Source organism: Anabaena sp. CCY 9402-a (assembly GCF_963920945.1).
Classification (GTDB): Bacteria; Cyanobacteriota; Cyanobacteriia; order Cyanobacteriales; family Nostocaceae; genus Trichormus; species Trichormus minutissimus.
In genome coordinates, this window is sequence record NZ_CAWUDL010000116.1 from 1 (window position 1) to 12,307 (window position 12,307).

General features: G+C 41.5%; 10 protein-coding genes. 3 read left to right on the top strand and 7 right to left on the bottom strand.

Annotated features, from left to right (window positions below; all coding sequences use genetic code 11):
• Positions 1-1,607, top strand: a 1,607-nt coding sequence (locus ACM0OR_RS26340) for a WD40 repeat domain-containing protein (RefSeq protein ID WP_414579389.1), incomplete at its 5' end; no start/stop codon positions are given.
• 301 nt (positions 1,608-1,908) lie between these two features.
• Here ACM0OR_RS26340 and atpC read toward each other — a convergent pair.
• The 7 genes from atpC to ACM0OR_RS26375 all read right to left on the bottom strand — a co-directional run bounded on the left by atpC (position 1,909) and on the right by ACM0OR_RS26375 (position 9,591).
• Positions 1,909-2,322, bottom strand: coding sequence for an ATP synthase F1 subunit epsilon (atpC, locus tag ACM0OR_RS26345; protein WP_190700164.1), 414 nt, complete (start codon positions 2,320-2,322; stop codon positions 1,909-1,911).
• Between the two features lie 163 nt (positions 2,323-2,485).
• Entirely contained in the window at positions 2,486-3,934 is a 1,449-nt protein-coding gene (atpD, locus tag ACM0OR_RS26350; RefSeq protein ID WP_414579390.1) for a F0F1 ATP synthase subunit beta, read from the bottom strand.
• Between the two features lie 313 nt (positions 3,935-4,247).
• Positions 4,248-5,051 carry a DUF1194 domain-containing protein gene (locus ACM0OR_RS26355; RefSeq protein ID WP_414579391.1) on the bottom strand — a complete coding sequence of 268 codons (804 nt, stop codon included), beginning with the start codon at positions 5,049-5,051 and terminating at the stop codon, positions 4,248-4,250.
• A gap of 830 nt (positions 5,052-5,881) precedes the next feature.
• A complete protein-coding gene (locus ACM0OR_RS26360; protein WP_414579392.1) occupies positions 5,882-6,769 on the bottom strand; it encodes a choice-of-anchor L domain-containing protein in 888 nt (295 codons plus the stop codon).
• A gap of 529 nt (positions 6,770-7,298) precedes the next feature.
• The gene (locus ACM0OR_RS26365) at positions 7,299-8,123 is read right to left on the bottom strand and encodes an SDR family oxidoreductase (protein WP_414579393.1); all 825 of its coding nucleotides are present in this window, start codon (positions 8,121-8,123) and stop codon (positions 7,299-7,301) included.
• Positions 8,124-8,174: 51 nt separating this feature from the next.
• Positions 8,175-8,822 (bottom strand): pentapeptide repeat-containing protein, encoded by a 648-nt coding sequence (locus ACM0OR_RS26370; protein ID WP_190700178.1) that lies wholly within the window; start codon positions 8,820-8,822, stop codon positions 8,175-8,177.
• A 274-nt stretch (positions 8,823-9,096) separates the two neighbouring features.
• A complete protein-coding gene (locus tag ACM0OR_RS26375; RefSeq protein ID WP_323264617.1) occupies positions 9,097-9,591 on the bottom strand; it encodes a hypothetical protein in 495 nt (164 codons plus the stop codon).
• 860 nt (positions 9,592-10,451) lie between these two features.
• Between ACM0OR_RS26375 and aroF the strand changes: the two genes are divergently transcribed.
• Both aroF and ACM0OR_RS26385 read left to right on the top strand, forming a co-directional pair.
• Positions 10,452-11,294: a 3-deoxy-7-phosphoheptulonate synthase gene (gene aroF, locus ACM0OR_RS26380; RefSeq protein WP_414579394.1), complete on the top strand. Its 843-nt coding sequence runs from the start codon at positions 10,452-10,454 to the stop codon at positions 11,292-11,294.
• Between the two features lie 11 nt (positions 11,295-11,305).
• On the top strand, positions 11,306-12,154 hold the full coding sequence (locus ACM0OR_RS26385; protein ID WP_414579395.1) for a hypothetical protein: 849 nt from the start codon (positions 11,306-11,308) through the stop codon (positions 12,152-12,154).
• Positions 12,155-12,307 lie beyond the last annotated feature (153 nt).

The following is a 12,307-nucleotide window of genomic DNA, read 5'->3' on the forward strand; positions in this document are numbered from 1 at the left end:
CAATCAAAATCTGGGACATCAGCACAGGTCAATCCCTGAAAACTCTCCAGGGTCAATCCCTGAAAACTCTTCAGGGTCATAACAGTTTGATCTATCTATTTGGCCGTATCAGTTCGATCAATAGCGTCGCCTACAGCCCCGATGGCAAACACTTAGCTTCCGCCAGTTATGACAACACAATCAAAATCTGGGACATCAGCACAGGCCAATCCCTAAAAACTCTCCAGGGTCATAACAGTTCAGTCAATAGCGTCGCCTACAGCCCCGATGGCAAACACTTAGCTTCCGCCAGTGAAGACAACACAATCAAAATCTGGGATATCAGCACAGGTAAACCCCTGAAAACTTTCTCTGGTCATAGCAGTTGGATCAATAGTGTCACTTACAGTCCCGATGGGCAACAGTTAGCTTCTGCTAGTGGAGACAACACCATCAAAATCTGGGATATCCGCACAGGTAAACCTCTGCAAACTCTCTCTGGTCATACTGATTGGGTCAATAGTGTCGCCTACAGTCCCAATGGGCAACAGTTAGCTTCCGCTAGTGGAGACAAGACAATCAAAATCTGGGATATCAGTAGAGGTAGAGTCCTGAAAAATCTCTCTGGTCATAGCAGTTGGGTCAATAATGTCACTTACAGTCCCGATGGTCAACAGTTAGCTTCTGCCAGTGGAGACAAGACAATCAAACTCTGGGGTATCAGATTAGGTCAAGCCCTCAAAACTCTCTCGGATCATACCGATTCGGTCATTAGTGTCGCCTATAGTCCTGATGGAGAACAGTTAGCTTCCGCCAGTGGAGACAAGACAATCAAAATCTGGGATATCCGCACAGGTAAACCCCTGAAAACTCTTTTTGATGATAAATATTTGGTCTATAGTCATACAGATCCGGTCTATAGCGTTGCCTACAGTCCCAATGGAGAACAGTTAGTTTCCGCCAGTGGAGACAAGACAATCAAAATCTGGGATATTCACACAGGTAAACCCCTGAAAACTTTCTCTGGTCATACCGATAAGGTCATTAGCGTCGTCTACAGTCCCGATGGCAAACAGTTAGCTTCCGCCAGTTTTGACAAGACGATCAAAATCTGGGATATCAGCACAAGTAAAGCCACCAAAACTCTCTCTGGTCATAGTGATTCGGTCTATAGCGTTGCTTACAGTCCCGATGGTCAACAGTTAGCTTCCGCCAGTTTTGATAAGACGATCAAAATCTGGGATATTATATCCGGTAAACCCCTGAAGACGCTCTCTGGTCATACCGATAAGGTCATTAGTGTCGCCTACCGTCCCGATAGCAAACAGTTAGCTTCCGCTAGTGCTGACAAGACAGTCATTTTATGGGATTTGGATTTCGATAATTTATTACGCAGTGGTTGCGACTTGCTCAACAATTACCTCATCGCCCATCCAGAGGTATTAGAGGAGTTGTCATCATGTCAAACACCAGCGCGGTTAGTTCCAAGTGCAACGGTGTTAGTCATCCAAGGTGAGAAGTTGGCGCGAGACGGTGATATTCCGGGCGCAGTTGCTAAGTTCCGCCAGGCGCAGCAGTGGGATAAGAGTTTGAAGTTTAACCCAGAGGCGAAGGCGCGGGAGTTATAGATTAGAACCCCTCTCCAAACCTCTCCCCGACGCGGGGAGAGGCTTTGAATCTTGCTCCCCTTCCCTGTCTCCGACACGCTGCGCGAATGTAGGGAAGGGGTTGGGGGTTAGGTTTGAAGAAAAGTTGCACACGGCGTAATTTATCAAAAGAATAAGCTTCAAAACCGAGTGGAATTGTGGGTGGTTTTTCTCCCCCCTCAAGAGCTTTTCACTGCTTTAACCCAAAAATATAGGGTGAGTAGTAATTCTACCCACCCTAAAATACTGAAGGACTGATTGCCAATTCCCAATTCGGATTATCCTACACCGAACCGCCAGCAGCTTGAAAGCGAGCGCGGGCGCGTTTGAAGGCTTGGTTAGCTTGGATTTGAGCTTGGCGATCGCCTGCGGGTACTTGACTCAATTTTGCTTGAGCTTGGCTATAACCAGTACGAGCTTCTTCCAGGTTAATCTTGTCGCCGCGTTCAGCACCATTCACCAGAATAGTGACTTCATTTTCTTCAACTTCGGCGAAACCACCTAAAAGTGCGATCGCTTGCCAATTTTGGTTTTTGTTAGCGCGTACTCGCAGTACACCTATATCCAATGCAGTTAATAGTGGCGCGTGTCCACTCAGGATACCTAGCTGACCGGTAGTGCTGGGTAAAATCACTTCATCAGCTTCTGCATCCCACACTGTTTTATCTGGGGAAATTACACGGACAGTTAGGGTCATAAGTTCAAGTCAAGGGGCAGTGAAAAGTTGTGAGTGCTGAGTGCTGAGTGCTGAGTTAAAAGAGTGTCCACAAATTGTGGGTATTTTAACAAGTACATCAGCACTAAGTAAGGAGACATCACAAATTACTCATGACTCATTACTCATTACTCAGCACTAATTTTTAGCCTTTCATTTTTTCGGCTTTAGCGATCGCTTCGTTGATGTCGCCTACCAAGTAGAATGCTTGTTCTGGCAGCTCATCCAATTCACCAGATAGAATCTTTTGGAATCCTTTGATGGTGTCTTCCAACTTCACGTATTTACCAGGAGAACCTGTGAATACTTCAGCTACAAAGAAGGGCTGAGACAAGAAACGCTCGACTTTCCGCGCCCGTGCTACGATGAGTCGGTCATCTTCCGACAATTCATCTAGACCCAAGATGGCGATGATGTCTTGCAATTCTTTGTAGCGTTGCAGAGTTGCTTGTACAGCACGCGCAGTGTTGTAATGTTCATCACCAACGATGTTGGGTTGCAACATGGTGGAAGTTGAACCCAGAGGATCAACCGCAGGATAAATACCTTTAGATGCTAAACCACGAGATAGCACGGTTGTACCATCCAAGTGAGCAAAGGTGGTTGCAGGTGCGGGGTCAGTTAAGTCATCCGCAGGTACATATACAGCTTGAATGGAGGTAATAGAACCTTCGGTGGTGGAGGTAATCCGTTCTTGCAGTTGACCTACGTCAGTACCCAAGGTTGGCTGATATCCCACAGCAGAAGGCATCCGACCCAACAGCGCGGATACTTCAGAACCAGCTTGTACGAAGCGGAAGATGTTGTCAACAAACAGCAGTACGTCTTGTTTGTTCACATCACGGAAATATTCTGCCATTGTCAAACCAGACAAACCAACCCGCATTCTTGCTCCGGGTGGTTCATTCATTTGACCGTAAACTAGGGCAATTTTAGATTCGTTGAGGTTTTCGTTGTTGATTACCCCAGATTCAATCATTTCGTTGTAGAGGTCATTCCCTTCACGGGTACGCTCTCCCACACCAGCAAATACAGACACGCCACCGTGCTGGGTAGCGATGTTGTTGATCAACTCCATCATGATCACGGTTTTGCCAACACCTGCACCGCCGAACAGACCAATTTTACCGCCGCGACGATAGGGGGTTAGCAGATCAACAACCTTAATCCCTGTCTCGAAAACTGAAGGTTTGGTTTCTAGCTCAGTGAGTTTAGGTGCTGCACGGTGGATGGGTAAGGTTTCCTCGTTGTTGACGGGGCCTCTGTTGTCTACGGGTTCGCCGAGGACGTTAAAAATCCGACCAAGAGTAGCTTTACCAACTGGTACGCTGATGGGCGCGCCTGTATCAACAACGTCTAAACCACGCACTAAACCATCAGTAGAACTCATAGCAACACTGCGAACTTGGTTGTCGCCTAAAAGTTGCTGTACTTCGACGGTTAGGTTGATGTTTTGTCCAGCTTCGTTAGTGCCTTTGATGGTCAAAGCGTTGTAGATTTGCGGTAATTTTCCGCCAGGGAATTTAACGTCTACAACTGGACCAATGATTTGGGTAATGTAACCGATGTTTGTTTTTTCTGCGGTGGTGACCATGCTGCGCCTAATGATTGAAGCTATATTTCAGAATGGGTCTTAGAAGACATAAGATTATGCAATGTCATCTTTCACTCTAACATCGGAGGGGGACAGAGTTCCGTTAGTAATTCCTTAAAAAGTAGTTTGGCGAATTTCTTCCCACCCGCTTGATTGAATGACCCAACTCTTTATCATAAATTGATTCTTAAGACTTACAACATCAGAACGTCAAGCTAATTTCAGTAGTGCTAGGCAAAAATAAAAACTGCCGTGTTGCTGATTCTTAAACACGACAGTTATCAACATACAGTCTCAAGTCAAATTTCTCTTGTTAGCACTTAACTGCCTGTTTTTGATGGCGTTTGAGCTTAGAGGTGACGCCGAAAGCACCTAGACCCAATAAGCCAATTAGAGTTGCAGGTTCGGGAACAGAGGTGGTAGGAGGTGTACTAATTTCTATCTTGAGTTTCTGTTCAACTGTCTCAGCAAAATCTGTGAATGTATTGGCTTGTAAAACAAAAGCACCAGCACCGCCCTTGACGTTATCGTTATAGAAGTTGAATAGAGATGTGCTGTTACCAATGACCAGACCGTTGATGGCATCAACACCAGCTGCTAAAGCTGCATCGCGGGCAGCAGATGTACTAGCTGCGTTGCTTGTACCGTCACCAGACACGTCAATTACTTGGCGTAGGCTGTCAAAATCATTATTAAAGATAAGGGGGGTAGCAAAATCGATTGCAGATCCAATGACAGTACCTCCACTGAAGGGACGAGTTGTCGCACTAATTGCATTGGCAAAATTTTGGGAAGCTTCCACACTATCAATTAGTGTCCAGCCTACAGACTGTTGCTGCTGAGTAGCACCAGACCAATAGATTAAGTTAACAGCAATCTTGCCGGTATTTCCCTGTGAGATAAAGTTGTTGAACAGATCGGCGTTATTAAAAGCATCTACATAGCCTTGTTTTTGCAAATTGAATTCACTGGTGCTGATACTACCAGATACGTCAACAAGTAAAGATAACTCAGTATCAACAAGAGTCGCAGCGTTGACACTTGTTGATATAGCTAAAGCTGACAGCGTACCAGCTACTGTTGTGAGTGTTGCCTGGAAAAAGAAAGAAGTTTTCATTGATTAATCTCGCGACATTAAAAAACAATAGATTTCGATTGCGGAATTACTTATCTAGCGAAATTACTTATCTATATGCAATAAATAGCCCAATTGAAGATTTAGGATGAAGTTGCTTATTAAGTACATACACGCAAGAGCCTTTGATGAGCATCCCTTGCGCGATCGCACACAAATAATCCCCGCATTTATACTGGGGATTGCTTTTTTTGTGTCTTGATTTCATCTATAAGCGAAACTTGACTCCGTATTTTCCTCATTTGAATACTTAATAACTTAGGATAAATTTACTTAGTCCGCAAGTAATAGTTCGACCCTTTACAGAAAAAACATATTGCAGAGTCTCGTAGTTTTTTTCGACCAAATCTAGACACAATCAAGCTTATAAAGAATTTTTTCTGAAAAAAATCTAGTTAGTGAGAATTGAATTGTTTATGTAAATTTACTAGTTCTTTATATAAAGTTTACGATAAAGTTAGCTGATTTTAAGTATAGTTAGCTAGTAGGAACTAATTTATACAGTAAATTTTACGTATAAAAAAATACTAATAGCGTAAAAATACATTTGTCAGCGTTAACGTTCTTTGCGGATTAATCGCTTATTGTCATCAACCTAAGAAACCTAGCCTTCAACTGGAGTGGCTTTTACCTCCTTATCTTTAACCCGAACTCAGGTTATTACAATAAGGCACTAGACACAATCAATATAAAAACCGCCATGTCTTTCTTTGCTAGACATAGCGTTCTATTTACTCTATTTAGATAGGCTGACTTCTTCGCGTAATTATTTAGGATATAGGATATAGTAGCTTTCTAGCTCCACGTCCTACTTAAACTTGAGATGTGCTTTTATTGTGACGTTTTTGTTTCCAAGAAACAGTACTCAAAGCACCTAATGCCAAAATAGCTAACATAGTATTTGGTTCTGGAACTTGTTCCACAGGTGGTCTAATTCCCAAAGATTGACCTTTAATGAAGACAGCAGAGTCTAACAGACCATCGCCCACGTCCTGAATATTAATAGTAAGGAAGTTAGTCGCGTTTTTGTTCAGTAAACCCTCAAAGGTTAAAACTTTAGTGAACCCATCTAGTTTAGTTTCTGTGCCAGTGCCTGCTGGGTTATTAATGTAGTCGGGATTAAAAGAACCACTAGGATTGGGAACAAGGTTGTTGATGGTCACAAGATTGCCATTACTCAAAAGTGCTAGGTTTACGCCATTCAGAGTCAGTGTAAACGAGTCGTTAAATTGACTTCCACCGAACTCTTTAAATTCTTCTGAGCCAAACACATACTGGAAGAATAATTTCTCAGCCGTACCATCAGCATCAAAGCTAATATTTAGAGTAGTTGAGTCTCCGCTTGCGCCATCTGGGGAAAAATCTGTACTCAAGTCATTCGGTGCATTGAATACGTCAGGAACAATACCACCATCTTCCGTATTTTCTCCAGGAATATCTACAACTCTACCTGTACTCAAAACAATACCGGAAGATAACCCAAAGGGATCGTTGCTGAACAAACCAAAAGCTTCTGCGTTGCCATTAGCCGTAACTGTAAAATTACTTAATCCTGTAGTTTCACCTAGTAAAGCATTGAGTAAGTTAGTCGGGTTATTTTCTTGAGTGACCGTGAAGGTAGCTGCTATTGCTGCTCTATGTGTTCCTAAGACAATGCTTACACAGGCTGCCGCAGTAGCAATTGATAAATTTTTCAGCATTTTTAATTTGTGGTAGTGGTCAATAGCAACAATCGTGCGGAGTAATAGACAAATAAGCTTGAAATTGTATATTGGAATTGTAACTGTAGTTAGGGTTATTCTTTAATTTACTCCGTGTTTTCCTCATTTGGACACTTACCAGATTAGGATATATTCACTTACGCCGCTAGTAATATTTCGATACCTTTACAGAAAAAAACATATTGTTGAGTTTGCTAAATTACTCAGCTAAACCTAGATATCATCAAGGTTACAGGGATTTTTCTGTATAAAAAATTAGTTGGATAACCAATAATCTTTTAAGTAATTACACTATTTACATTACAGGATACTTGCAAAAATGAGAGCCTATAAAAATTTATCAATAAAAGCAGAGGGCATTCAAGTAAATTGATTAACAAATGGTGCGTAGGCGGAGCATCGTCGTAGGCATCGCTCTGACAAATTTCAGTAGTAGACTCGTATGGTAGGACATTTCGCCCTGGTACTTTCACCCCAAGACCTTGCTGTAACCGGGTGAAATCATCAGCTAAAAAATCATTTGGGGATGGATTAATTGATAGCCAGCCGCTTTAATTTTTTGGTTAGAAACTGTCACATTATATTGGCGATCGCTCTTAATTGAATCATCCCATGATACCTGGGGTAATTTGTGTTTTACCAACAGAGTATCTAGTAGTTCTTTTCTAGTGAAATGAGCATCATCTACTAAGTTATAAATACCTTGTAATTGGTGCTGTCTGATCAACTCTATAGCCCCTACAATATCATCTAGATGAATCCAGTTTGTGATATCACTACCATTGCCGGGGCGAGTTGTGCCAGCCACTCTATTAAATATTTTGATTAGTTCTCTACCAGTCCCATAAATCCCCCCTAATCGCAAAATACAAACGCGCAGATTTTCACTAGCAACTGCTAGTAAAATATCTTCTGTTGCTTTCATAATTTCTGCATTAGGAGTAATAGCTTTAGCAGGTGTTTCCTCATATACCCACTCACCATCTCTATCCCCATAAATAGAATAGGTACTTGTATATATTACTTGTTTAACAGTAGTATTTTGTTTGAGAACACCAACTAAATTATTAGCAGTATTTAAATAAGTTTCTTGATATGATTTACCTCTCTTCGCCCCAATACTTAACAGCACAACATCTTGATTTTCTGTGGCTGATTTCAATCCTTCTAAGTCATCACCTTTGGTAACTATAACTTTTTGTGAGATAGATTGTAGTTCTGATATGCGTTCAGGTGTAGTTGTAGTGACAGTAACGTTAAAGGATGAATTATGCTGCCAATATTTAGCAATAGCACAACCAACGTAGCCACACCCGATAATTACAATATTCATGCTACTTTGTTTTTAAAATAGGGACTGGGGACTGGGTAGAAAAACTAATGACTATTTATGCACAAGACCATCAGGCATAATTGCACCTGCTAAATTCGCACCAATTAATTTTACCAGTAGGCGATCGCCTGAGCGAATCCGCGCCCCTGTTAAGTCAGCACCACGCAAATCAGCACCGCTAAGATCCGCACCAATGAGGTTGGCCGCGCGTAAATTGGCTTCTCTTAAGTCAGCTAAAAGTAAATTGGCTCTAAATAAATTCGCCTCTGATAAATCTGCACCTCTGAGAATAACTTTGTGCATAAAAGTATCACTCAAGTCAGCACCGCTTAAGTTAGCATAACTAAGATTTCTGCCGGATAAATCTTTGTTACTTAAATTTGCTCTGCTAAAATCTTTACCACTTAAATCTGAATTTTGCTTAGGTGGCGGATAGTTGTTTGGGGGTGGGTTTTGAGATTGAGGTGGTGGGGAATGATAAATCTTTTGGTTTTTACCATTCAAAGAACGCAATCTTTCACGCGCTTCATTAATTGCTTTAAGCTTGTCTTGTGCTTTTTGTTGTAAGCGGAGGTTATCTTTAGGTAGACGATCTGGATGCCATACGAACACCAAATCTTTATAAGCCTGATTAACTTCCTCAAGGGTAGCACCAGGTTCTAATTCTAATACCCTATAATATCGCTCCAGTTCGCTCATAAGATGTTTTAATGAAGAATCAACTTGAAGTGATAAAAATGTAGCCCTCCGTATTTTTAAATAGGATTGGGCGATTTCGTTGTTACTATTTACACACTTTGATTTTGCGGTAAATAGTTAATATTATGGCATTATATAAGCCTATCGCAGCCAGCTAAGTCTATCAATAACTTTTTATACGAAACAGTAAAGGAATGATGTGCAGTCCCAAGCTAAGTGATTGGCATACTCCTGTTAATATGTATATTCCTCAAATGAAATGGAAATTTTTTCATTATCTTTCCATTTGTCTATTTCTCCATCTATTCAAGGCTTGCAAATATGCCGCTATTGGTATTTGATAAATTTCTATAAAAATCCAGATAATAATTGATAAATGTGACAAAAACGTGAATATTGTCCAAATATAAGGCAACCAACTAATAGGATCGTGAGGATGAGGAGGAAAATAATAAGCTACTATCCCAATTAAAAAAGTGGGCATAACAACAAAACTAATTGCAACCAAGACATAACCCCAACCTAATTCCACACCTTCTAATTGGACTTCTGACCAGTTAAACCCATTCCATCGCCAAATCAAAGGCGGTTGTCGAGAAGGCATTTTAATCTGTTGTTGTTCTACATTGACAGTAAAAATTTCATGGCAAAAATCGCAACCCATGGCTTCCATCAATGGTATATGGGAAATCTTACCAACTCGACAGACTGGACAAGGGTAAACATTGTGAGTATCAAAAGGTTGAGTGAAGATTTTAGACCTGGGCATAATTGAACTAAGTTGTGCTGAAAAGTTGATTAGATAGATGCACAATTTGTTGAGAATTACCACTATCATCAGGTGTGGTATTTTTCATTTTGTTTTGCTGATAGAAGTGATCACAATTACCTAAAAATAAAATTTATATAACTCTAGAGATATAGCAATCCTATTTGATAGTAGAAAGGCAGGAGGCAGAGGGCAGAAGGAAGAAAAGGTACAAAATTTGCCCCTTGCGATGCACAAAAATAGAAATATTCTTTTTGAGATGCAAAGCACGGAAAAATATGCTTCCTTGGACAAATTTTCTGGAGAAACTAGGGTTCTTGGCTCTCACGAATGATCGAGGATGCTGATAAATACTAATCACTAACTCGTTATCTAGTTTGTATACAATCAAGTTGTAATTTCTAAACTTGCTAATGAGTTTATCGCTTTTTGGGGTTTTTGACTGGCCTTGACGCTACCAAAACCTTCTGGTATCTTTACTCTTAATATAAGTTGTACATTAATTTATTTAGCTTACCATTTCAAAAATGTTCAGCAGCACTCGTTACTTTTATTTTTGGTTTAAGGCGGTTCACCGGCGGTGAATTAGTTTCCTAATGGAAACCGCCCGGTGAACCGCAGAGTCCTCTCTGCGGTTTTTCTGTTTTTAAGGAGCAAAATTTCATCATGATGACCTATTCCAGTAACTGGTTTTATAGCTTTTACTTTTGGCCTAGAGCAAGTTCCGGGTAAATAGCGTCATGCTGATAAATCATACGCGCCCGGAACTGTCAAAGGTTCTGGGCTTTTTTTTCACAAGCTAGACAAGGAAAAATTTCTTTTTCCGTCCCCAATCCCCAAATTTTCAGGAGACTAAAATCATGATTCATGCCAAACTAGTTGCTCAATTGCATTCCCAGCATCAGACAGTCGTTAAACTTACCCAAACAGTGGCTTTCGGTGGAGAAGACTTAGTAATTATCGGTGGTCCTTGCACAGTGGAAAGCTTAGAACAAATGGAGACAGTCGCCCAAAATATAGCGGCTGCACCTGTACACGCCTTGCGTGGTGGTGTTTTCAAACCGCGCACTTCACCCTATGCTTTCCAAGGCATGGGAGAGGAAGGATTGGCAGTTTTAGCCGAAGTGCGATCGCGCTACAATATTCCAGTCATCACTGAAGTCATGGCGATTTCCCAAATCGAGGTAGTCGCCGCTTATGTAGATATGCTACAAGTCGGTAGCCGCAATATGCAAAACTTCGACTTGCTCAAAGCCTTGGGACAAGCTGGTAAACCAATATTACTCAAACGCGGTTTAGCTGCGACTATTGAAGAATTTGTCATGGCGGCTGAATATATTGTTAGCCACGGTAATCCTAATGTAGTGCTGTGTGAACGGGGTATCCGTAGCTTCGATACTTACACCCGCAACGTCTTAGATTTAGCTGCTGTAGCCGCCCTCAAGCAAATTACTCACCTACCCGTGATTGTAGACCCTTCCCATGCTGTCGGTAAACGGGAACTAGTTGCACCTCTAGCTAAAGCGGCTGTAGCTTGTGGTGCAGATGGATTAATTATTGAATGTCATCCAGAACCAGAAAAATCTGTGTCTGATGCTCGTCAAGCCCTATCTTTGGAAGATATGGTGAATTTAGTTGCTAGTTTAAAGCCGGTAGCTATAGCCGTTGGGCGCAAAATATCATCAAACCAGTTGGATTTTTAGCTAACAAACTTATGCTGCAAACTAATCTTAACGCTAAACAAGCCCGGATTTTTACTGCTGTAATGTTGAGTGGTATTTTATCTGTTAGTAGTGGTTTCATATTAATGCAAAATGCCACTGCTTTACCGATCAATTTTTTAGCAGAGACTCCTAAGGAAGTCGTTAAACAAAATGTTAAGTTAGAGCCTTTACCACGAGCAGTAGCTAACGCAGTCTTGCAAGATATCAACCGCAGAGACGGAATTGCCACGAAAAAACTCAAAATTATTGATTCTATTCGTAAAACTTGGCGTAATGGTTGTTTGGAACTGCAAAGACCAGATGAACTTTGTACTCAAGCCTTAGTCCCTGGTTGGCGCGTTGTTGTTGCTCGTGGTCAACAAAAGTGGGTTTATCACACTAACGAAACTGGTTCTGTTGTGAGACGCAAAGAGAATGACTCTAGCACTCTTCGACCAGTACCGATTCCTGCTAGTGAGTTACCGCCACCTTTAGATAGAAATGTTGTGTTTCGACAAATATCTAGTGGTGGCTTTATTGGCAGAACCTACGAAACAGTATTACTTAATGATGGTAGGTTAATTCGGGTGCGGATTGGTGATGCTAATGATTCTGAACGGAGTGTGCGTCGGGTGACTTCAGCACAGGTGCGTCAGTTTCAAAGAGTAATCAACCGCGCACAAAGAGAATTTCAAAATCTGAGTTATCCAGCGTCTAGAGGTGCAGCTGATTATATTACTTACACTCTCACTAGCCGCAAAGGTACGGTGCAGTATAACGATATTTCCCAAAACAATTTACCGCAGGATTTACAGACAGCAGTTAAAGCCTGGAAGCAAATTGTCAGCACGGCTCGATAGAGTGGTGAGTAATGAGTGGTGAGTAATGAGTGGTGAGTAATGAGTAATGAGTGATGAGTAATGAGTAATGAGTAATGAGTAATGAGTGGTGAGTAATGACTGGAGTTTAGACTAAGCAATGCAAGATAACACAGCAGGGCTGAGTGAATCGGA

What these genes read in the sequence shown, in the direction of transcription:
- atpC (WP_190700164.1), bottom strand. Translation starts at nt 2,322, where the DNA reads ATGACCCTAACTGTCCGTGTAATTTCCCCAGATAAAACAGTGTGGGAT.
- atpD (WP_414579390.1), bottom strand. Translation starts at nt 3,934, where the DNA reads ATGGTCACCACCGCAGAAAAAACAAACATCGGTTACATTACCCAAATC.
- ACM0OR_RS26355 (WP_414579391.1), bottom strand. Translation starts at nt 5,051, where the DNA reads ATGAAAACTTCTTTCTTTTTCCAGGCAACACTCACAACAGTAGCTGGT.
- ACM0OR_RS26360 (WP_414579392.1), bottom strand. Translation starts at nt 6,769, where the DNA reads ATGCTGAAAAATTTATCAATTGCTACTGCGGCAGCCTGTGTAAGCATT.
- ACM0OR_RS26365 (WP_414579393.1), bottom strand. Translation starts at nt 8,123, where the DNA reads ATGAATATTGTAATTATCGGGTGTGGCTACGTTGGTTGTGCTATTGCT.
- ACM0OR_RS26370 (WP_190700178.1), bottom strand. Translation starts at nt 8,822, where the DNA reads ATGAGCGAACTGGAGCGATATTATAGGGTATTAGAATTAGAACCTGGT.
- ACM0OR_RS26375 (WP_323264617.1), bottom strand. Translation starts at nt 9,591, where the DNA reads ATGCCCAGGTCTAAAATCTTCACTCAACCTTTTGATACTCACAATGTT.
- aroF (WP_414579394.1), top strand. Translation starts at nt 10,452, where the DNA reads ATGATTCATGCCAAACTAGTTGCTCAATTGCATTCCCAGCATCAGACA.
- ACM0OR_RS26385 (WP_414579395.1), top strand. Translation starts at nt 11,306, where the DNA reads ATGCTGCAAACTAATCTTAACGCTAAACAAGCCCGGATTTTTACTGCT.